Below are 18,951 nucleotides of genomic sequence, written 5' to 3'. Positions count from 1 at the left end.
CACCGGATCGCTGTCGAACACCCTCGAAGGGAACCCCATGACGTCTGTGTCCATGGATGCCATCTCCGTCATCCGCACCAAGCGGGACCGCGGTGAACTCAGCGACGAGCAGATCGACTGGGTCATCGACGCGTACACCCGCGGCGAGGTCGCCGACTACCAGATGGCCGCCCTCAACATGGCGATCCTCCTCAACGGCATGGACCGCCGGGAGATCGCCCGCTGGACGGCCGCGATGATCGCCTCCGGCGAGCGCATGGACTTCTCGTCCCTGTCCCGCCCCACCGCCGACAAGCACTCCACGGGCGGCGTCGGCGACAAGATCACTCTCCCGCTCGCCCCCCTGGTGGCGGCCTGCGGCGCGGCCGTTCCCCAGCTCTCGGGCCGGGGCCTCGGCCACACCGGCGGCACCCTCGACAAGCTGGAGTCCATCCCCGGCTGGCGCGCCCTGCTGTCCAACGAGGAGATGCTGAACGTCCTGGACGAGGTCGGCGCCGTCATCTGCGCGGCGGGCGACGGCCTGGCCCCGGCGGACAAGAAGCTCTACGCGCTCCGCGACGTCACCGGCACGGTCGAGGCGATCCCCCTGATCGCCTCCTCCATCATGTCCAAGAAGATCGCCGAGGGGACCGGCTCGCTGGTCCTGGACGTGAAGGTGGGCACGGGAGCCTTCATGAAGACGCTGGAGGACGCTCGCGAGCTGGCCTCCACGATGGTGGGCCTCGGCAACGACCACGGTGTGAAGACGGTCGCCCTGCTCACGGACATGTCGACCCCCCTGGGCCTGACGGCGGGCAACGCCCTGGAGGTCCGCGAGTCGGTGGAGGTCCTGGCGGGCGGCGGCCCGGCGGACGTCGTGGAACTCACCGTCGCCCTGGCCCGCGAGATGCTCGACGCGGCCGGTGTGAAGGACGCCGACCCGGCGAAGGCGCTGGCCGACGGCTCGGCGATGGACGCCTGGCGCCGCATGATCGCGGCCCAGGGCGGCGACCCGGACGCCCCGCTCCCCACCGCCCGCGAACAGCACGTGGTGAAGGCGGCCGCCTCCGGCGTCCTGACCCGCCTCGACGCCTACGACATCGGCATCGCCGCCTGGCGCCTCGGCGCCGGACGCGCCCGCAAGGAGGACCCGGTGCAGGCCGGCGCGGGCGTCGAGATGCACGCCAAGCCCGGCGACACGGTGACCGAGGGCCAGCCCCTGCTCACCCTCCACACCGACACCCCGGAGCGCTTCGCGTACGCCCTGGAGGCGGTGACCGGCTCGTACGACATCGCGGCGGCCGGGACGGAGTTCACACCGTCGCCGGTGGTGCTGGAACGTATCGCCTGACCAGGCCGCACGACCTCTTCGGGGTGCACGGGACCGGCGTGTGTGCGCCGGTCCCGTGGCGTGCGCGCCGCCGGCCCGTACCGATGAGTTACGTCCGCCCGGCCGGTCTACCGCTCGTGGACGCCATGAAACCCGCTGTACTCGTGCCGGCCGGCCCCGTCACCCGGGAGGAGGTGGCGAGGCTGTGCGACGACGTACGGGCACTGCTCGGCACCACCCGCACCGGGGTGGTGGTGTGCGATGTCGGGGGCATCGGACCGCCGGGCCTCGGCACCATCGACGCCCTGGCCCGGATGCAGCTCGCCGCCCGGCGGGCCGGGGGCCGGGTACGGCTGCGGGACCCCGACCCCGCGCTGAGCGCGCTACTGCGGCTGGTCGGGCTCGCCTTCGAGGTGGAGGGGCAGGCCGAAGAGGGGGAACCAGCGGGCGGTGTCGAGGAAGCAGTGGAATCCGGCGATCCGGCCCTCTGAGATCTCCAGCGCCTGCACCGCCCAGGCGGTGAACCCGCCGGTCTCCGGGTCCGGCTTGTACTGCGCGAAGCCCGGCAGGCCGTTCACCGCGACCGGCACCAGGTGCGAGCCGGCGCAGGCCGCGCCGAGTGTCGTCATGAACCCGGTGATGTCGCCCGTGCCGGTCAGCCACAGGTCGAACGGCGGCATCGTCATGACCGCGTCCTCGTGCAGCAGGGCCGTCAGCGCCGCCATGTCGTACCCCTCGAAGGCGGCCACATAGCGGTCCAGCAGCTTCTGCTGCTCCTCGTCCAGCGGGTCGGAGACATCGGCCGCCGCGAGCGGCCCGCCCTCGGCGAGGGTCGCGCGAGCCCGCTGCAGGGCGCTGTTCACCGAGGCGACGGACGTGTCGAGCAGCTCGGCGACCTCGCTCGCCTTCCACGCCAGCACCTCGCGCAGGATGAGCACCGCCCGCTGCTTCGACGGGAGCTTCTGCAGCGCGGCGACGAACGCCAGCCGCACGGACTCCTTCGCCACGGCGGCCTCCGCCGGGTCGTCGGTCGTCGGCAGCACCCGGGCGTCCGGCACCGGCTCCAGCCAGGTGTTGTCCGGCCGGGGGGAGAGGGCGGCCTGGGCCAGGGGCGTCGAGTCGGTGAGATCCATGGGCCTGGCCCTCTTGTTCCCCGCGGTCAGCATGTCGAGGCACACGTTCGTGGCGATCCGGTACAGCCACGACCGCAGAGACGACCGCCCCTCGAACTTCTCGTAACTGCGCCAGGCCCGGATCATCGTGTCCTGCACGGCGTCCTCCGCCTCGAAGGACGAGCCCAGCATCCGATAGCAGTACCCGGTCAGCTCGACCCGGTGCTTCTCCAACCGGACGTCGAGCTCCGCCGTCGCCGTCGCCGTACCGTCACCCATGGCCAACCCACCCCTGTGGCATACCTGTGCGTACCAACACCTCGGAAGCTACCGCAGCCCACTGACAATGGCCTGGGGAAGGGAGGAAGGGGCAGGTCAGGGGGGCGTGGGTGACCGCGACGGACTCAGTGCGCCGGCACGGGTCCGCGCCGGGCCGCGTGGGAACCCACCACGGTGATCCCCACGACTCCGAGCACGGCCAGCAGCCCCATGGAGACGGTCCCTCCCCAGCCCCCCGCGTGGAAGGCGATCGCCCCCAGCGTGCTGCCCGCGCTGGAGCCCACGTAGTACGCGGACTGGTACAGCGCCGACGCCTGGGCGCGGCCCTCCTTCGCCGTGTGGCTGACCGCCGACGACGCGGCGGCGTGGCCCGCGAAGAAGCCGGCGGTGATGAGGACCAGCCCCAGCAGGACCAGGGGGAGGGCGTCGGACAGGGAGACCAGCAGCCCGGTGGCCGTCGTGGCGCCCGCCAGGTACAGCGTGCCGCGCCGGCCCAGGCGGCCGACCAGCTTCCCGGCGGTCGACGCCGACACCGTGCCCACCAGGTAGACGAGGAAGATCGAGCCGATGACGCCCTGCGGCAGAGAGAACGGCTCCCCGGCGAGGCGGTAGCCGATGACGGTGTAGACGCCGCCGAAGACCGTCATGAAGAGGGCGCCGATGGCGTACAGCCGGCGCAGTAGCGGGTTCGCCAGGTGGGCGCGGACCGTGCGGGCCAGTACCGCCGGCCGCAGCGACCCGGCCACGAAGTGCTTCGGCGCCGGCAGCAGCAGCCGGAAGGCCACCGCGCATCCCACGGCGATCACCCCGAGCACCCCGAGCGCGACCCGCCAGCCCCACTCCTGGGCGACCCAGCCGGTGACGACCCGCCCGCTCATCCCGCCGACGCTGTTGCCGGCGACGAAGAGACCGATCGCGGTGACGAGGGCCTTGGGGCGGACCTCCTCGGCGAGGTAGGCGGTCGCGGAGGCCGGCACACCGGCCAGCGCCGCGCCCTGCACGGCCCGCAGCACCACCAGCGCGCCCAGCGAGGGCGCGAAGGGGATCAGCAGCCCGACCGCCACCGCGACCACCAGCGAAGCCGTCATCACCGTGCGCCGCCCGAACCGCTCGGACAGCGCGCTCATCGGCAGCACGAACAGGGCCAGCGCCCCGGTCGCCGCCGACACCGTCCAGCTCGCCGCGCTCGCCGTACCACCGAAGCCGTCCGAGATCAGGGGCAGCAGAGCCTGCGTGGAGTACAGCAGCGCGAAGGTCGCGACACCCGCGAGGAAGAGCGCCAGGCTCATCCGGCGGTAGCCGGGCCCACCCGGGGCCACCCGGGAATCGACGGCGGACGGGGTGGAGGCGGCGGGGGCTACGGCTGAGACGGCGCCCACGGTGGTGGACGCCCCGGTACTTGCGGAAGGCATGCCTCGAAACTACGTACGCCGCCGCTCATCCGTCCAATGCATGGAACCCCCATAATCGTTCCCGTGATGCATCAGCAGAGGTCAGAGACGCGCCTGTCACCGTCCGGTGACACAGAAGACATCGAGAGCATCGAGGACATCGTCCTGCGGCTCGCCCCCCGCCTCGCCCACTTCGCGGGAGTCGCCCGTATCGAGCACGTCACCCGGGCCGCGCGGGAGATGCGGGTGCCGCAGTCCACGCTGTCGCGTGCCATGGTCCGGCTCGAACAGGACCTGGGCGTGGACCTGTTCGCCCGCCGGGGGCGCACGGTCTCCCTCACCCACGCCGGGCGCACCTTCCACGCCTCCGTCGAGCGCGCCCTCGCCGAGATCGAGCGCGCCGCCGACGAGGTCCGCGCCGACGCCGACCCCTCCACCGGCAAGGTCGCCTTCGGCTTCCTGCACACCATGGGCGCCGAGACCGTCCCCGGCCTGCTGCAGGCCTTCCGCGCCGAGCACCCCCGGGTCCGCTTCAGCCTCGTCCAGAACTACGGCGAGGCCATGCTCGAACGCCTGCGCGCGGGCGAACTCGACCTCTGCCTCACGTCGCCGGTCCCGGACGCCCCCGATCTGGTGGCCCGCCGCCTCGACGAACAGAAGCTCCGCCTCGTCGTCCCGGCCGACCACCGTCTCGCCGCCCGCAAGCGCGTCCGCCTCTCCGAGGCCGCCGACGAAACCTTCGTCACTCTCGAACCCGGCTACGGCATGCGCCGCATCACCGACGACCTCTGCGAGGCGGCCGGCTTCAAACCCCGTATCGCCTTCGAGGGCGAGGAGGCGGAGACCCTGCGGGGCCTGGTCGCGGCGGGGCTGGGTGTCGCCCTCCTGCCCCCTCCGGCCGTTCCCCGGCCGGGAGTCGTCGAGCTGACGGTCACCGCCCCCAGAGCGGCCCGCGAGATCGGCGTGGCCTGGCTCGACGGCCACCCCGACACACCCCCGGTGGCGGCCTTCAAGAAGTTCCTGCTGTCGAGAAGGGGCAACCTGCTGCCCGGCTGAGCCGCAGCGGAGTCAGGGGCGCGGGGCTGTATCGATCTGCGGCTCAGCCGCGGGGCGCGATCAGCCACCCACGGACCGCAGCCGCGAGACGACATCAACCACCGTGACGCGAGCGATGCCCCCCGAAGCCGGAGGCGAGCGGCATTCGCAGGCCCAACGGCGGCGGCGCCGCCAGGGCGTCCTCCACCGGCCGCGCGAACGCCCTCCCGAACAGCACCCCCATCACGAAGTCCGAGGCCAAGGCGTGCACCTCGTCCCGGTACTGCGTCAACCCGTGCCGGTCCGCGTGCACCTCGAACCGGCAGATGTCGGGGTTCGTCTTCTTCGCCCGCGCCGCGAACCGGAACGACAGCTCGGGATCCACCCGTTCGTCGTTCGTGCCGTGCACGATCAGCACCCGCCGCCCCGACAACTGCTTCACCGGTTCGGGGGTCGCGGCCACATCCTCCTCGGGCAGCCAGGGAGCGATGGCCAGCACCGAGTTGACGGCCTCGTGCCCACCCGCGTGCAGTGCCGCCCGCGCGCCCATGTGGAGCCCGGCGAGACACACCGGCACGTCTCCGTACCGCCGCACCACCTCGTCCACGGCCCACTCGGCGTCCCGCGCGAGCCGCGCCTGCGAACCGTTCCACCCCCGGTAGCGGTAGTGCACGACATGGGCCGCCAGGCCCTCCGTACGGCCCACGCGGGCGAGCCGACGGCCGAGGGCGCGCACGGAGGCCGTGGCCCACATGGGGGAGGGTCTGCGGGTGGACGCCTCGTCACCGGCCGGGAGGAGGAGGACCACCCCGTTGACCGTGCTCGGCTCCGGGCCGATCGTCCGCCCAAGTCGGGGCGTACGGACCGGCATTGCTTGCTGCGCCATGACAGAACAGTGTCAGAAGAGACGGTGTACGCCACCCGTCCTGTGGGTCACCGTTGGATATCGACGGGATCATCCGACGGACGCTCTACGCGCGTAGGAGGTATGGTACGAAAATGACGAACCAGACCGACCCGACCGGAAACACCCCGGATCCGGACCAGATCCGCCGGGCGCCCAAGGTTCTGCTGCACGACCACCTCGACGGCGGCCTGCGCCCCGGAACCATCGTCGAACTCGCCCGCGACAGCGGGTACACCCAGCTTCCGGAGACCGACCCCGCCCGGCTCGGTGTCTGGTTCCGGGAGGCCGCCGACTCCGGCTCGCTGGAGCGGTATCTGGAGACCTTCTCCCACACCGTCGGCGTCATGCAGACCCGCGAAGCGCTCGTCCGGGTCGCCGCCGAGTGCGCCGAGGATCTCGCCGCCGACGGCGTCGTCTACGCCGAGGTCCGCTACGCCCCCGAACAGCACCTCGAAGGCGGGCTCGGTCTCGAAGAGGTCGTCGAGGCCGTCAACGAGGGCTTCCGGGAGGGCGAGCGGCGGGCCAGGGCCGACGGCCGGCGCATCCGGGTCGGCGCCCTGCTCACCGCCATGCGGCACGCGGCCCGCGCCCTGGAGATCGCCGAACTCGCCAACCGCTACCGCGACCTCGGTGTCGTCGGATTCGACATCGCGGGCGCCGAGGCCGGCTACCCGCCCACCCGGCACCTCGACGCCTTCGAGTACCTCAAGCGCGAGAACAACCACTTCACGATCCACGCCGGTGAGGCCTTCGGGCTTCCCTCGATCTGGCAGGCGTTGCAGTGGTGCGGCGCCGACCGGCTCGGCCACGGCGTGCGCATCATCGACGACATCCAGGTCCACGAGGACGGCTCCGTGAAGCTCGGCCGCCTCGCCTCCTACGTCCGCGACAAGCGCATCCCGCTGGAGATGTGCCCCAGCTCCAACCTCCAGACCGGCGCCGCCCGTTCGTACGCCGAGCACCCCATCGGGCTGCTGCGGCGACTGCACTTCCGGGCCACCGTGAACACGGACAACCGGCTGATGTCGTACACGAGCATGAGCCGTGAATTCGAGCATCTTGTCGACGCCTTCGGTTACACGCTCGACGACATGCAGTGGTTCTCGGTCAATGCTATGAAGTCAGCATTCATTCCTTTCGATGAACGACTGGCCATGATCAATGACGTGATCAAGCCCGGATATGCCGAGTTGAAATCCGAATGGCTGTTCCGGCAAACGGCCTCCACCAGGGGTTCTGTCGACGAACCGAGCTGAACGGCGACTTCGGGAGGCGGCCGTGTCCATGGCGACGCGGCCGCTTTTCGATGTTTGCCTCCGGCGGGACTTTGGTGTTTACGTTTCGGCACCGCTCACCACCCGCCACACGCATTCCAAGGACGCATTCAACATGAAGCAGTCTGCTGCCAAGACCCTCGGTGTCGCCGTCGTCGGTGCCGCCATCGCCGCTGCGGGCGCGGGCGCCGCGAACGCCGCCCCGAGCGTCCCCGAGGCCTCCCAGGCCCTCGGCACCGTCACCCAGGCGCTGCCCGTGGAGAACGTCACCAAGGCACTGCCGGTCGCCAGTGGTGCCCTCGCCCAGGGGCAGAGCGCGCTCGGCGCCGGCCTGGAGGCGGCCCAGCCCGCCGCCGGCAAGGTCCTCGCCGAGGGCCCCACCTCCCCCGTCGCCGGACTGCTCGGCGGCCTCCCCGTCGGTCAGGCCCTCCCCACCAAGGGTCTCGGCGTCAACGGCCTGCCCCTCGGTGGCGGCGCCTGAGCCGCACCACGCCATCCGTGCGGGGCGCATCCCTGGAGGGTGCGCCCCGTCGGTGTGCGCGTCACCAGGCCGCGCGCGCCTTGCCCTCCGCGGGGAAGAGGATCCACAAGGCTATGTAGAGCAGGAACTGCGGGCCGGGAAGCAGACACGACACCAGGAAGATCACGCGCATCGTGGTCGCGGAGGTGCCGAAGCGCCGTGCCAGCGCGGCGCACACGCCGCCGATCATCCGGCCTTCGGTGGGGCGGGCAAGGCGGCTCATGAGGGCTCCTTCGTCGGTGTAGGACGCCGACCCGCGGGCCGGCGGTGGGGCGGGGCCTTCGTCGGCCATCGCACTCTTTTCCACACCTTCGACGCTACGGTGACGAAGCGGACGAAGCGTCCCTCTACGGAGCCATCCCGACCCTGTGAATCGTCGGGGTCCGACCCTGAGGCACCTCTTCGGGGCGCGACCGCTCCGCCCGCACCCGGGTCTCCGCCCTGCGCCGCAGCGCGGACCTGACCACCGGCACCACCACGAGATGGGCGAGGCCGACGCCGAGCGAGTTCAGCAGGATCGAGTCGATGTCGACGACCTGCCCCGGCACCCCCGTCTGCAACAACTCGATGGCCAGCGACAACAGCGCCCCGGCCGCCACCGACCGGGCCAGCGACGCCAGCGGCGACCCGGCCAGCCTCCCGTGCGCCATCGGCAGCAGGACGCCCAGCGGAGCGAGCAGTGCCAGCCCCTCACCGATCCGGTGGGCCGCCTCCGGCCACCCCAGGGCCAGATCCGCTCTGATCCCCGCGAACGGCCGCAGATTCGTGGGACTCATCCAGGTGACGTCCAGCGGACGCAGCGTGATCCAGGCAACGACCGCGAGATGCACGGCGAGGAGAACACCCCCCGCCGCACGGACACGGATCCCGGCGCTACGGCCGTTCGTACCTTGAGGCTGCACGCCCCCCAAGACGCGGCCCCCGGCACGATCGGTTCCCCATTGTTTTGTGGCTCGGTTCGCCGCCGGGGCGCGGAAGTCTGTGTCGGGACGGCGATCGTGCTCGGCCCTCCTTCGTCGGGCGCTGCGCGCGTTCGCCGTCCCGACACAGGCGCGCCCCTTTGGCCCACTCGCCCAACTCTTCTGCAGTGATCCGGGCAGTGGGCGTCAGCAGTGATCCGGGCCGTGGCGTCGCACGGGCAGATCATGGGGCTGGAGAACCCCTCGATGCTCCCGCTCAGGAGCCGTTGACCTCCGTCGACGGCGGGTTGCCCGCCCCCGGGGCCGACTGGGTCTCCGAGGCGCACTCGTAGCGGCGCAGCGACTCGGCGCTCGTGCTGCCGAGGACCACCGAGCCGTTGTCGCCGGCGGCCGCGGAGTCGGCGAAGGTGCAGACGATCTGGGCGAGGGCGTACCTGGGGAGGGCGTCGGGGGCGGTGGAAAGGCGCAGGGCGTCCTCGGGGTCGCCGGGCGCGGGGCCCGTCACCGTGAGGCCGGGCGGGACGGCGGTGCCGTAGCCGGCCTCGTCCTCTGTGCCGGTGGGCTCGGCGGCCAGGGCGTCCAGCAGGCCCTGGGCGACGGCCACGCGCCGGCGGGCCTCCTCGGTGCCCTCGGCGACGTCCACCGTACGGTTGACCCGCACCAGCGCCCCGGAGCACAGGAGGAACACCTCGACCGGCATCCCGGAGGGCGTCGTGTGGGGCGTGATGTCCGTCACCGACAGCTCGCACGGCACCATCGAGGGCGCCGGGCCGAAGTCCGTGGGCACCTGCGTCGCCCGGATGCCGCAGCCGGCCAGCAGCCCGGCCAGCGCGCCGGTGGCGGCCAGGACCCGCACGCCGCGCGCGCGTGGGCCCCGTACCCGTACGTCTGACACTCGCACGCCCCGCGTTCCCCCGTCTTCCCGTCGCCGGGTGGCTCGTATCGTCACTGGCCGGCCCCCTCGGTGCCCTGCGGGCCGCCGTCGGCCTGCTCGCCGTCCCGCTCGTCCTCGATCAGCGAGGCCGCGTCGCGGGGCAGGCGGAGGGTGAAGACCGCGCCGCCCTCGGGGGAGTTGGCGGCGGTGATGCCGCCGCCGTGGATGTGGGCGTTCTCCAGGGCGATGGACAGGCCGAGGCCGCTGCCCTCGGAGCGGGGGCGGGAGGCGCTCGCCTTGTAGAAGCGGTCGAAGACGTGCGGGAGGACGTCCTCGGGGATGCCGGGGCCGTGGTCCCGTACCTCGATCAGCAGGTCCGCGTCGCTCTTGTCGCCCGCGCGCACCGAGACACGCACCGGCGAACCGCCGTGCTTGAGCGCGTTGCCGATCAGGTTCGCCAGGATCACGTCGAGGCGGCGCGGGTCGAGGTTGACGATGATGCCGCGCTCGGCGTCCAGGTCCACCGCGTCCAGCCAGGCGCGGGCGTCGATGCAGGCGGTGATCTGGTCGGCGATGTCCACGTCGTCGAGGACGAGACGGGCCGTGCCCGCGTCGAAGCGGGTGACCTCCATCAGGTTCTCGACCAGGTCGTTCAGGCGCCGGGTCTCGCTGACGACGAGCCGGACCGCCGGTTCGATCATGGGGTCGAGGCTGCCGGTGTCGGCGTCCAGTTCCTCCTCCAGGACCTCCGTGACGGCGGTGATCGCCGTCAGCGGTGTCCGGAGTTCGTGCGACATGTCGGCGACGAAGCGTCTGGACGCCTCCTCGCGGGCGCTCATGTCGTCGACCTTCTTCTCAAGCGACTCCGCCGCGAGGTTGAACGTCCGGGAGAGGTCGGCCAGTTCGTCCGTGCCCGAGACGCGCAGCCGGGTGTCGAGCTTGCCCTCGCCGAGCCGCCGGGCGGCGACACCGAGGCGCTGCACCGGCTTCAGCACGGTCGTCGCGGCGGCCTGCGCGAGCAGCGCCGAGCCGATCAGTGACAGGCCGGTGGCGATTCCGAGCGACCAGGCCAGCGAGTTGAGGTCCTTCGCCTCCTCCGCGAGCGACTTGCGCATGTACCCGGTCGGCCCGCCGCCGATCATCTTGGCGCCGCCCACCAGATACGGGGTGTCGCCGTCGATGACCCGCTGCCAGTACACGTGGTACGCGTGCTTGTTGCCCGACGTGAGCTTCTGCCGCTTGTCGACGGCCTTCTGCAGGGACGCCGGCACGTCGTCCAGCGAGAACCCGTCGAGCGCGTTGTCGGTCGAGGACCCCGAGACCGTCCGGCCGTCGGCGTTCTCGGCGACCAGCAGCACGCTGGAACGCTCGCCGCCGTCCGCCATCTTCCGTGCGGCGAGGCGCAGTTGGTCCTGCGTCGGGTTCGGGCGCAACGTGCTCACATGGCTCTGCATCTCGCGCTCGAAGTCGTTGAGCGCCGCGTCCTGCGCGCGGGTCTGCACGGCCTCGCGGTTGAGCCAGTACGCGATGCCGGACGCCGACACGGCGGCCGTGAGCGCCACCAGACCGAAGACGACCACCAGCCGCAGCCGCAGGCTGGTGAAACGGATCCGGGACTGCACTTTCCTGCGAGCCGCGGCCCAGCCGCGGATCCCCCCTGAAGCCTTCGTCACTGAGGCGTGTCCAACCGGTAGCCCACGCCGCGCACGGTACGGATCAGGGTCGGCGACGACGGCACGTCCTCGACCTTGGCGCGCAGCCGCTGCACACACGCGTCCACCAGGCGGGAGTCGCCCAGGTAGTCGTGCTCCCACACCAGACGCAACAACTGCTGCCGCGACAGCGCCTGTCCGGGGCGGCGGCTCAGCTCCAGCAGCAGCCGCAGCTCGGTGGGCGTCAGCTGGAGGTCCTCGCCGTTCTTCGTCACGGTCATCGCCGCGCGGTCGATCACGAGGGAGCCGAAGGTCGCCGCGTCGTTGGCCTCGCGCTCGCCGCGTCGCAGCACCGCGCGGATACGGGCGTCCAGCACCCGCCCCTGCACGGGCTTGACCACGTAGTCGTCCGCGCCCGACTCCAGGCCCACCACGACGTCGATGTCGTCGCTGCGCGCCGTCAGCAGGATGATCGGCAGCTGGTCGGTGCGCCGGATCCGCCGGCACACCTCGAAGCCGTCGATTCCAGGCAGCATCACGTCCAAAACGATCAGATCAGGCCGCTGTTCGCGCAGCAGCTTGAGGCCATCCTCGCCGGTGGCGGCGGTGGCGACACGGTGCCCCTGGCGCGTCAGTGAGAGCTCCAGGGCCGTGCGGATGGCGTCGTCGTCCTCGATCAGCAACAGGGAAGGCACGGGCTCATTCTGGCCCATGGCATGGCGCCGAATCGACCGTTGGAGCGCTCCCACCCCACACCCGCACACGATCGTGCCGTTCGCGTAGCCGTACGACTCTTCTCTGTGATCAACCTGTGCCCCGGCTGGGCCGGACCCCTGTGACAGCTCTGTGACAGTCGGCGGACACGGCCATGAAGGTGAACGGGCAATCTTCTCGGCACAGGCAAGGAAACGCCGCCCGACAGCACCAAGGGGCGGAGCCGGGGAGCACGAAGAACCACAGCACAGCACCACAACCGGAACTCCACGACGGGGGGCGCGAGATGAACACGCTGCACGGCAACAGCACTGGCGCAGTTGTCACGCGTCTCCACGACGTCGTCCGGAACACGGAGAAGTCCGGTGCCGTGAGCGGGCGGGGGTGCGCTCGCGGCACCGGGCGTCAGCACACCACGTACATGTCGGTGGTTGACACGCATGTGGGGGGAAGCACCACGGGGGTCGCCCACGGGGGAACGGGGGCGACGGGGGCCGCGTACGGGGAGGACACGGGGGAGCGCCGGTCTGTGTCGGAGGCGGAGTTCACCGCCTACGTCCAGGAGCGTCGTGCCTCCCTGTACGCGACCGCCTACCACCTGACCGGTGACCGCTTCGAGGCCGAGGACCTGCTGCAGAGCGCGCTGTTCTCGACCTACCGGGCCTGGGACCGGATCAGTGACAAGGCCGCGGTCGGGGGCTACCTCCGCCGCACCATGACCAATCTGCACATCAGCGCGTGGCGCCGCCGCAAGCTGAACGAGTACCCGACCGAGGAGCTGCCGGAGACGGCCGGCGACACGGACGCGATGCGCGGCACCGAACTGCGCGCCGTCCTGTGGCAGGCGCTCGCCCGGCTCCCCGAACTCCAGCGGACGATGCTGGTCCTTCGTTACTACGAGGGCCGCACCGACCCGGAGATCGCGGAGATCCTCGACATCAGTGTCGGCACGGTGAAGTCGAGCATCTGGCGGTCGCTCCGCCGGATGCGCGAGGACGAGGTCCTCAGCTTCGGCCGTGACGAGGAGGAGTCCTTCGGGGAGCTTGTCGCCTGAAGGTCTGCGGGGGGAACGGGGGACGGGGGAGAAGCGGGGGGAGCACGGGGGAGGCGAGGGACGTCACGGTGGCGCGGGGGAGCGCCGGCGTGACGGCCGGGGGGTGACCGGCGGGGTCCGGGGGGACCACGACGGTGCAACGGGGGAACACGGGGGGCACGGGGGAAGCGGGACTGGAGGGCCGGGGGGTCCGTCCAGTCCCGTTTTCATGTCCGCTTCGGGTCCGCCCTCAGGCTGTCGCCCTCGCGCCGTGGGCCGCGGTGGCCGCCGCCAGACGCCCCAGCGCCTCGTCCCTGTCGCACGGATGGGCGCCCAACTCCGTCTGGCGGGTCACGATCGAGCGCTCCAGCCGCATCAGCCGCCAGCCGCGCCGCAGCAGGAACGGCACCGACTTGCGGCCCTCGCGCAGATCGCGCAGGAAGCGGCGGCGGAACGTCGTCACCGCACCACGGGTCAGGCACAGCGCGTCCGCCAGCAGGCCCAGTTCGCGGCAGCGCCCGACGATCTCGGCGGCGAAGATGCCCTCGGCGATGAACACCGGCGTCCGCCCGACGTCCAGGGCCTCCGCGCCGGTCCGCGCGCTGAGCGAGATGTCGTAGGCGGGGACGGTCGTACGGCCCGTGCGGCACAGCTCCTCGATCGCCGCGACGGCGGTGTCCGCGTCCCACGACAGCGGGTGGTCCCAGTCGATGTCCGTACTGCCCGCGACCTGCGGCAGCGTCGGGTCGTCACCCTCCTTGTAGAAGTCGTCCAGCCGCAGCACGGGCAGGCCGGAGCGGGCGGCGAGGAGGGACTTGCCTGAGCCGGACGGGCCGGACAGCAGGACGACCCGGGTCGGTATCGGGGGATGCGCACTCACGAGAGTCCAGTGTGAGGCATCACGCGGCTCCCGCCGAGTCGGCGGGTCGCCCTTGGAGCGCACATCACACCTCAACTACCGTATGTGTCTCTATGATTACTTTCCGCATGGACAAAGCGGCACAGGAGAAGGTGGCACCACCGATGGCTCGACTCTCACTCCCGGCTTCCCAGAACGCCTCCGCGCGGCGCGCGTTGCTGGCCGTCACCACCGCGGGGCTCGCCCTCGGCGCGGGCGCCGGTACGGCCGCCGCGGCGGACGGCGCCGCCCCGGTCGTCGACGTGCTGCGCACCCGGCCCACCTCACTCGGCCAGGTCGACCCGCAGGCGGGTCTGCAGGCCCTGACCGGCACGCTCGGGTACGTCACCGGGCCGGTCGCGGGACTCAAGCCCAACCCGCTGGCGGGCACCGGGGTCGACCCGCTCGACAACGGCGTGGGCACCCAGCTGGCCGACTTCCAGCCGCTGACGTCGACGGCCCTGACCGGGCCGGTGGCGCAGGCGCCGTCGATCGGGAGCATTCCGGTGCTGGGGCAGGTGGTGGGCGGGTTGCGCTGAGCCGCCCGTGAGGAGCGCGGGGAGCCGCGCGGCCGGCCCCGGACGGTCAGTGCCGTCCCGAGGGCCCCGCGGCTGCCCGCGCTCCGGGTCAGTACGCGGAGCCCGAGGCGCCCAGCGACCCCGTGGGGTGCCAGACCGTCTTGGTCTCCAGGAACGCGGTCATGCGGTCGAGGCCGGGCGTGGCCGACCAGTCGTCCACAGGCTGTGGACGCAGGACGCGCTTGAGGTTGTCGGCCGCGGCGATCTCCAGCTCCTTCGCCAGGACGTCGTCCGCGCCCGCCAGATCGATCGCGTTGACGTCCTGGTGGGCGGCGAGGGGCGCCGCGATCTCCGCCGTACGGCCGGAGAGGACGTTGACGACACCGCCGGGGACGTCGGAGGTGGCCAGCACCTCGCCGAGCGACAGCGCCGGGAGAGGGGACCGCTCGCTCGCGATCACGACCGCCGTGTTGCCGGTCGCGATCACCGGGGCCAGGACGGAGACCAGGCCCAGGAAGCTCGACTCCTGCGGGGCCAGGACCGTCACCACGCCTGTCGGTTCGGGGGAGGAGAGGTTGAAGTACGGGCCGGCCACCGGGTTTCCGCCACCGACCACCTGGGCGATCTTGTCGGTCCAGCCCGCGTACCAGACCCAGCGGTCGATGGTCGCCTCCACCAGGGCGGCGGCCTTCGACTTCGACAGGCCCTCGGCGTCGCCGACCTCGTGCACGAACTGACCCTTGCGGCCCTCCAGCATCTCGGCGACGCGGTAGAGGACCTGGCCCCGGTTGTACGCCGTCGCGCCGGACCAGCCGCCGAAGGCCTTGCGGGCGGCGACGACCGCGTCACGGGCGTCCTTGCGGGAGGAGAGCGGCGCGTTCGCCAGCCACTTGCCCTTTGCGTCGGTCACCTCGTACACCCGGCCGCTCTCGGAACGCGGGAACTTCCCGCCGACGTACAGCTTGTAGGTCTTGAAAACAGACAGGCGGTCAGACATCGAGGTACGCCTCCAGGCCGTGGCGGCCGCCCTCGCGGCCGAAGCCCGACTCCTTGTAGCCGCCGAACGGCGACGTCGGGTCGAACTTGTTGAACGTGTTGGACCAGACGACACCCGCGCGCAGCTTGTTCGCGACGGCCAGGATCCGGGAGCCCTTCTCGGTCCAGATGCCCGCCGAGAGGCCGTACTGGGTGTTGTTGGCCTTGGCGACGGCCTCGTCCGGGGTGCGGAAGGTGAGGACGGACAGGACCGGGCCGAAGATCTCGTCCCGCGCGATGGTGTGCGCCTGGCTGACGTTGGTGAACAGCGTCGGGGCGAACCAGTAGCCCGCGGAGGGGAGTTCGCAGGCGGGGGACCAGCGTTCGGCGCCCTCGGCCTCGCCGCGCTCGACGAGCGAGGTGATCCGGGTGAGCTGCTCCTCGGAGTTGATCGCCCCGATGTCCGTGTTCTTGTCGAGCGGGTCGCCGAGGCGCAGCGTCGACAGACGGCGCTTCAGGGAGTCGAGCAGCTCGTCCTGGATCGACTCCTGGACCAGCAGGCGGCTGCCCGCGCAGCAGACCTGGCCCTGGTTGAAGAAGATGCCGGTCACGATGCCCTCGACGGCCTGGTCGATGGGGGCGTCGTCGAAGACGATGTTCGCGCCCTTGCCGCCCAGTTCGAGCGTCAGCTTCTTGCGGCTGCCCGCGACCGTCCGCGCGATCTGCTTGCCGACCGCCGTGGAGCCCGTGAAGGCGACCTTGTTGACGTCCGGGTGCGCGACCAGGGCCGCGCCCGCGTCGCCGTAGCCGGGGAGGATGTTGACGACACCCTTCGGCAGGCCCGCCTGGCGGCAGACGTCCGCGAAGAACAGCGCCGACAGGGGAGTGGTCTCGGCCGGCTTCAGCACGACCGTGTTGCCCGTCGCGAGCGCGGGGGCGATCTTCCACGCCAGCATCAGGAGCGGGAAGTTCCAGGGGATGACCTGGCCCGCCACGCCGAGGGGACGCGGGTTGGCGCCGAAGCCCGCGTGGTCGAGCTTGTCGGCCCAGCCGGCGTAGTAGAAGAAGTGCGCGGCGACCAGGGGGAGGTCGGCGTCGCGCGTCTCCTTGATGGGCTTGCCGTTGTCCAGGGTCTCCAGGACGGCCAGTTCGCGGCTGCGCTCCTGGATGATGCGGGCGATGCGGAAGAGGTACTTCGCACGCTCCGAGCCGGGCAGCGCGGACCACTTCTCGAACGCCTTGCGGGCCGCCGCCACCGCGCGGTCCACGTCCGCCTCGCCCGCGCGGGCGATCTCGGAGAGGACCTCCTCGGAGGAGGGGCTGACCGTCTTGAAGACCTTGCCGTCGGCGGCCTCGGTGAACTCGCCGTCGATGAACAGGCCGTAGGAGGGGGCGATGTCCACGACCGCCCGGGACTCGGGGGCCGGTGCGTAGTCGAATGCGGAAGCCATGGGGATCAGTCCACCGTCACGTAGTCGGGGCCGGAGTAGCGGCCGGTGGCCAGCTTCTGGCGCTGCATCAGCAGGTCGTTGAGGAGCGAGGACGCGCCGAAGCGGAACCAGTGGTTGTCCAGCCAGTCCTCGCCCGCGGTCTCGTTGACCAGGACGAGGAACTTGATCGCGTCCTTGGTGGTGCGGATGCCGCCGGCGGGTTTCACACCGATCTGGACGCCGGTCTGGGCGCGGAAGTCGCGGACGGCCTCCAGCATGAGGAGGGTGTTGGCGGGGGTGGCGTTCACCGCGACCTTGCCGGTCGAGGTCTTGATGAAGTCCGCGCCCGCGAGCATGCCGAGCCAGCTGGCACGGCGGATGTTGTCGTATGTGGAGAGTTCGCCGGTCTCGAAGATGACCTTCAGACGGGCCGAGGAGCCGCAGGCCTCCTTCACGGCGGTGATCTCGTCGTGGACCTTGAGGTAGTTCCCCGCGAGGAACGCGCCGCGGTCGATGACCATGTCGATCTCGTCGGCTCCGGCGGCGACGGCCTCGTGGACGTCGGCAAGCTTCACGGCGAGGGCGGCGCGCCCGGCCGGGAAGGCGGTGGCGACGGAGGCGACCTTGACGGTGGAGCCGGCGACGGCCGCCTTGGCGGTGGGGACCATGTCCGGATAGACACAGACCGCGGCCGTGGCGGGGGCCGTGCGGTCGCCCGGGTCGGGGAGGACGGCCTTGGCGCCGAGGGACCGGACCTTGCCCGCGGTGTCGGCGCCTTCCAGGGTCGTCAGATCGACCATGGAGATGGCCAGGTCGATGGCGTACGCCTTGGCGGTCGTCTTGATGGAACGGGTGCCGAGCGAGGCGGCACGCGCCTCCAGGCCGACCGGGTCGACGCCGGGCAGCCCGTGGAGGAAGCGGCGCAGCGTGCTGTCGGACGCGGTGACGTCGGCGAGAGCGTGGGGTGCAGCTGTGGACATGGTCACCAGACGAGCATATCTACGCGCGTAGCAGGTGTACAGCCCCCGGATTGTTTGCGGGCGTCCGCGGCTCGCACCGCGCGCGCGGTGTGCTGGGCGGTCGGGGCGGGCCGCGGGGCGAGGCGCGGGCGGCGGTCGGCCGGTGGCGCGGTTCGCCGTTTCCGCTCGGGGGCGGGTCGCTCCAGCGCGGGGGCGGGCCGGGTGGGCTGCGAACAGTTCCTCCGGGGCGTCGGGCAGAATCGGACGTATGAGCACCTCGGATCAATCGTCGCCCGAGCCGGAGCACACCTCGGCGGCTCGCAGGCGCGCGGAGGCCGGCACGGCTTCGGAGACCCCGAAGGCCGAGCAGGTTCCGGCGACGGCGGCGGCACCCGCGTCGAAGCCCGCCAAGCCCGCGTACAAGGACCGGGTCTACCGGTCGCCCGCCGGGCTGATGGGCGGAGCGCTGCTGCTCGGGCTGTTCGCGTGGCTCGGCGGGGACGCGGTGGTGTCGGGGGAGGGGCGCACGCCCTGGCTGGCACTCGCGTCCATGCTGGTGGCCGTCCCCCTGGTGGTCGCCTTCTCGGTGCGCCCGGCCGTGTTCGCGGGCGACGACCGGCTGCGGGTGCGCAATCCGTTCCGGGTGATCGAGCTGCCGTGGGCGAGCGTCGTGTCCCTGCGCTCCGGTTACACCAACGAGGTGATCGACCAGGGAGGCGCCAAGTACCAGCTCTGGGCGATCCCCGTCTCGCTGCGCGGCCGGAAGAAGGCCGCCCGGCATCAGGCCCGGGAGGCGCACCGGGCGGCCAAGGGCGGGAGCGCGGGCCGGGCAGCCCCGGCCGGGCGGCCCGTCCGGGCGGAGACCGACCAGGTCATGGCCGATCTGCGGGAGCTGTGCGAGGCACGGGCGAAGGCGCTCGGGTCGCAGGGCGAGCCGAGCGTGCGGTGGGCCTGGGAGGTCATGGCGCCCGCGGTGGCGGGGGCCGTGCTGCTGCTGGTGCTGATCGCGATCGGGTGACCGGCCCGCGGGGCCGGAAGTCCGGCCGGGGCCGGATTTCCGGCAGCCCGTGGAAGGCGGCGGCCGGTGCCGCCGCGGCCGACTCCACCCCCTGGTCTCGGCCCGGGACGCGCTCGTCCCGGGAGGTGTCCGC

20 protein-coding genes are annotated in these 18,951 nt (G+C 71.9%); 8 read left to right on the top strand and 12 right to left on the bottom strand.

The features are described 5' to 3' along the window. The first annotated feature begins 46 nt into the window (after positions 1–46). Both ACWCRJ_RS07705 and ACWCRJ_RS07700 read left to right on the top strand, forming a co-directional pair. Positions 47–1,330: a thymidine phosphorylase gene (locus ACWCRJ_RS07705; protein ID WP_450938669.1), complete on the top strand. Its 1,284-nt coding sequence runs from the start codon at positions 47–49 to the stop codon at positions 1,328–1,330. Between the two features lie 125 nt (positions 1,331–1,455). Next, positions 1,456–1,800: an STAS domain-containing protein gene (locus ACWCRJ_RS07700; protein WP_450938454.1), complete on the top strand. Its 345-nt coding sequence runs from the start codon at positions 1,456–1,458 to the stop codon at positions 1,798–1,800. On the opposite strand, the gene ACWCRJ_RS07695 is transcribed toward ACWCRJ_RS07700, so the two are convergent. Then, positions 1,693–2,700: a sigma-70 family RNA polymerase sigma factor gene (locus ACWCRJ_RS07695; RefSeq protein WP_450938453.1), complete on the bottom strand. Its 1,008-nt coding sequence runs from the start codon at positions 2,698–2,700 to the stop codon at positions 1,693–1,695. The two genes, ACWCRJ_RS07700 and ACWCRJ_RS07695, sit on opposite strands and share 108 nt — an antisense overlap. Before the next feature lie 125 nt (positions 2,701–2,825). Beyond that, positions 2,826–4,112 (bottom strand): MFS transporter, encoded by a 1,287-nt coding sequence (locus tag ACWCRJ_RS07690; protein ID WP_450938452.1) that lies wholly within the window; start codon positions 4,110–4,112, stop codon positions 2,826–2,828. A gap of 63 nt (positions 4,113–4,175) precedes the next feature. Here ACWCRJ_RS07690 and ACWCRJ_RS07685 point away from each other — a divergent pair, with 63 nt between their 5' ends. After that, entirely contained in the window at positions 4,176–5,147 is a 972-nt protein-coding gene (locus ACWCRJ_RS07685; protein ID WP_450938451.1) for a LysR substrate-binding domain-containing protein, read from the top strand. A 94-nt stretch (positions 5,148–5,241) separates the two neighbouring features. Here ACWCRJ_RS07685 and ACWCRJ_RS07680 read toward each other — a convergent pair whose 3' ends face one another. Further along, positions 5,242–6,012, bottom strand: a complete 771-nt coding sequence (locus tag ACWCRJ_RS07680) for an alpha/beta hydrolase (RefSeq protein ID WP_450938450.1) — start codon at positions 6,010–6,012, stop codon at positions 5,242–5,244. Positions 6,013–6,125: 113 nt separating this feature from the next. On the opposite strand from ACWCRJ_RS07680, the gene ACWCRJ_RS07675 reads away from it, so the two are divergent. Both ACWCRJ_RS07675 and ACWCRJ_RS07670 read left to right on the top strand, forming a co-directional pair. Next, entirely contained in the window at positions 6,126–7,289 is a 1,164-nt protein-coding gene (locus tag ACWCRJ_RS07675; RefSeq protein WP_450938449.1) for an adenosine deaminase, read from the top strand. 133 nt (positions 7,290–7,422) lie between these two features. Continuing rightward, complete coding sequence (locus ACWCRJ_RS07670) at positions 7,423–7,788, top strand: ATP-binding protein (RefSeq protein WP_450938448.1); 366 nt, start codon at positions 7,423–7,425, stop codon at positions 7,786–7,788. Positions 7,789–7,849: 61 nt separating this feature from the next. Here ACWCRJ_RS07670 and ACWCRJ_RS07665 read toward each other — a convergent pair whose 3' ends face one another. The 5 genes from ACWCRJ_RS07665 to afsQ1 form a co-directional block, all read right to left on the bottom strand. Next, positions 7,850–8,050, bottom strand: coding sequence for a PspC domain-containing protein (locus tag ACWCRJ_RS07665; protein WP_045562882.1), 201 nt, complete (start codon positions 8,048–8,050; stop codon positions 7,850–7,852). A gap of 124 nt (positions 8,051–8,174) precedes the next feature. Beyond that, the gene (locus tag ACWCRJ_RS07660; protein ID WP_450938447.1) at positions 8,175–8,657 is read right to left on the bottom strand and encodes a VanZ family protein; all 483 of its coding nucleotides are present in this window, start codon (positions 8,655–8,657) and stop codon (positions 8,175–8,177) included. A 346-nt stretch (positions 8,658–9,003) separates the two neighbouring features. Further along, entirely contained in the window at positions 9,004–9,648 is a 645-nt protein-coding gene (locus ACWCRJ_RS07655; RefSeq protein WP_450938446.1) for a hypothetical protein, read from the bottom strand. A 44-nt stretch (positions 9,649–9,692) separates the two neighbouring features. Then, positions 9,693–11,294: an ATP-binding protein gene (locus tag ACWCRJ_RS07650; RefSeq protein ID WP_450938445.1), complete on the bottom strand. Its 1,602-nt coding sequence runs from the start codon at positions 11,292–11,294 to the stop codon at positions 9,693–9,695. Further along, complete coding sequence (gene afsQ1 / locus ACWCRJ_RS07645) at positions 11,291–11,968, bottom strand: two-component system response regulator AfsQ1 (RefSeq protein WP_013001223.1); 678 nt, start codon at positions 11,966–11,968, stop codon at positions 11,291–11,293. The genes ACWCRJ_RS07650 and afsQ1 overlap by 4 nt, the downstream gene beginning before the upstream one ends. A gap of 305 nt (positions 11,969–12,273) precedes the next feature. Here afsQ1 and ACWCRJ_RS07640 point away from each other — a divergent pair, with 305 nt between their 5' ends. Beyond that, complete coding sequence (locus tag ACWCRJ_RS07640) at positions 12,274–13,041, top strand: SigE family RNA polymerase sigma factor (protein ID WP_450938444.1); 768 nt, start codon at positions 12,274–12,276, stop codon at positions 13,039–13,041. Between the two features lie 229 nt (positions 13,042–13,270). Here the strand turns inward: ACWCRJ_RS07640 and ACWCRJ_RS07635 are convergent, their stop codons facing one another. After that, positions 13,271–13,900, bottom strand: a complete 630-nt coding sequence (locus ACWCRJ_RS07635) for a uridine kinase family protein (RefSeq protein WP_450938443.1) — start codon at positions 13,898–13,900, stop codon at positions 13,271–13,273. Positions 13,901–14,043: 143 nt separating this feature from the next. Here ACWCRJ_RS07635 and ACWCRJ_RS07630 point away from each other — a divergent pair, with 143 nt between their 5' ends. After that, positions 14,044–14,457, top strand: a complete 414-nt coding sequence (locus tag ACWCRJ_RS07630; protein WP_450938442.1) for a hypothetical protein — start codon at positions 14,044–14,046, stop codon at positions 14,455–14,457. Positions 14,458–14,545: 88 nt separating this feature from the next. Here ACWCRJ_RS07630 and ACWCRJ_RS07625 read toward each other — a convergent pair whose 3' ends face one another. Genes ACWCRJ_RS07625 through deoC form a run of 3 tightly spaced genes read right to left on the bottom strand, consistent with a single transcriptional unit; the run spans position 14,546 to position 17,821 of the window. Next, positions 14,546–15,433: an aldehyde dehydrogenase family protein gene (locus ACWCRJ_RS07625; RefSeq protein WP_450938441.1), complete on the bottom strand. Its 888-nt coding sequence runs from the start codon at positions 15,431–15,433 to the stop codon at positions 14,546–14,548. Next, a complete protein-coding gene (locus ACWCRJ_RS07620; protein WP_450938440.1) occupies positions 15,426–16,862 on the bottom strand; it encodes an aldehyde dehydrogenase family protein in 1,437 nt (478 codons plus the stop codon). Before ACWCRJ_RS07620 ends, ACWCRJ_RS07625 begins: the two co-directional genes overlap by 8 nt. A gap of 5 nt (positions 16,863–16,867) precedes the next feature. Then, the gene (gene deoC, locus ACWCRJ_RS07615) at positions 16,868–17,821 is read right to left on the bottom strand and encodes a deoxyribose-phosphate aldolase (RefSeq protein WP_450938668.1); all 954 of its coding nucleotides are present in this window, start codon (positions 17,819–17,821) and stop codon (positions 16,868–16,870) included. Between the two features lie 247 nt (positions 17,822–18,068). Here deoC and ACWCRJ_RS07610 point away from each other — a divergent pair, with 247 nt between their 5' ends. Further along, the gene (locus ACWCRJ_RS07610; RefSeq protein ID WP_450938439.1) at positions 18,069–18,818 is read left to right on the top strand and encodes a PH domain-containing protein; all 750 of its coding nucleotides are present in this window, start codon (positions 18,069–18,071) and stop codon (positions 18,816–18,818) included. The last annotated feature ends 133 nt before the right edge of the window (positions 18,819–18,951 follow it).

The sequence above is a fragment of the Streptomyces sp. NPDC002324 genome, from assembly GCF_053593335.1.
This window is presented reverse-complemented; position numbering and strand designations above follow the sequence as displayed.

What these genes read in the sequence shown, in the direction of transcription:
- ACWCRJ_RS07700 (WP_450938454.1), top strand. Translation starts at nt 1,456, where the DNA reads ATGAAACCCGCTGTACTCGTGCCGGCCGGCCCCGTCACCCGGGAGGAG.
- ACWCRJ_RS07690 (WP_450938452.1), bottom strand. Translation starts at nt 4,112, where the DNA reads ATGCCTTCCGCAAGTACCGGGGCGTCCACCACCGTGGGCGCCGTCTCA.
- deoC (WP_450938668.1), bottom strand. Translation starts at nt 17,821, where the DNA reads ATGTCCACAGCTGCACCCCACGCTCTCGCCGACGTCACCGCGTCCGAC.
- ACWCRJ_RS07610 (WP_450938439.1), top strand. Translation starts at nt 18,069, where the DNA reads ATGAGCACCTCGGATCAATCGTCGCCCGAGCCGGAGCACACCTCGGCG.
- ACWCRJ_RS07665 (WP_045562882.1), bottom strand. Translation starts at nt 8,050, where the DNA reads ATGAGCCGCCTTGCCCGCCCCACCGAAGGCCGGATGATCGGCGGCGTG.
- ACWCRJ_RS07640 (WP_450938444.1), top strand. Translation starts at nt 12,274, where the DNA reads ATGAACACGCTGCACGGCAACAGCACTGGCGCAGTTGTCACGCGTCTC.
- ACWCRJ_RS07625 (WP_450938441.1), bottom strand. Translation starts at nt 15,433, where the DNA reads ATGTCTGACCGCCTGTCTGTTTTCAAGACCTACAAGCTGTACGTCGGC.
- ACWCRJ_RS07670 (WP_450938448.1), top strand. Translation starts at nt 7,423, where the DNA reads ATGAAGCAGTCTGCTGCCAAGACCCTCGGTGTCGCCGTCGTCGGTGCC.
- ACWCRJ_RS07630 (WP_450938442.1), top strand. Translation starts at nt 14,044, where the DNA reads ATGGCTCGACTCTCACTCCCGGCTTCCCAGAACGCCTCCGCGCGGCGC.
- ACWCRJ_RS07620 (WP_450938440.1), bottom strand. Translation starts at nt 16,862, where the DNA reads ATGGCTTCCGCATTCGACTACGCACCGGCCCCCGAGTCCCGGGCGGTC.
- ACWCRJ_RS07695 (WP_450938453.1), bottom strand. Translation starts at nt 2,700, where the DNA reads ATGGGTGACGGTACGGCGACGGCGACGGCGGAGCTCGACGTCCGGTTG.
- ACWCRJ_RS07675 (WP_450938449.1), top strand. Translation starts at nt 6,126, where the DNA reads ATGACGAACCAGACCGACCCGACCGGAAACACCCCGGATCCGGACCAG.
- ACWCRJ_RS07680 (WP_450938450.1), bottom strand. Translation starts at nt 6,012, where the DNA reads ATGGCGCAGCAAGCAATGCCGGTCCGTACGCCCCGACTTGGGCGGACG.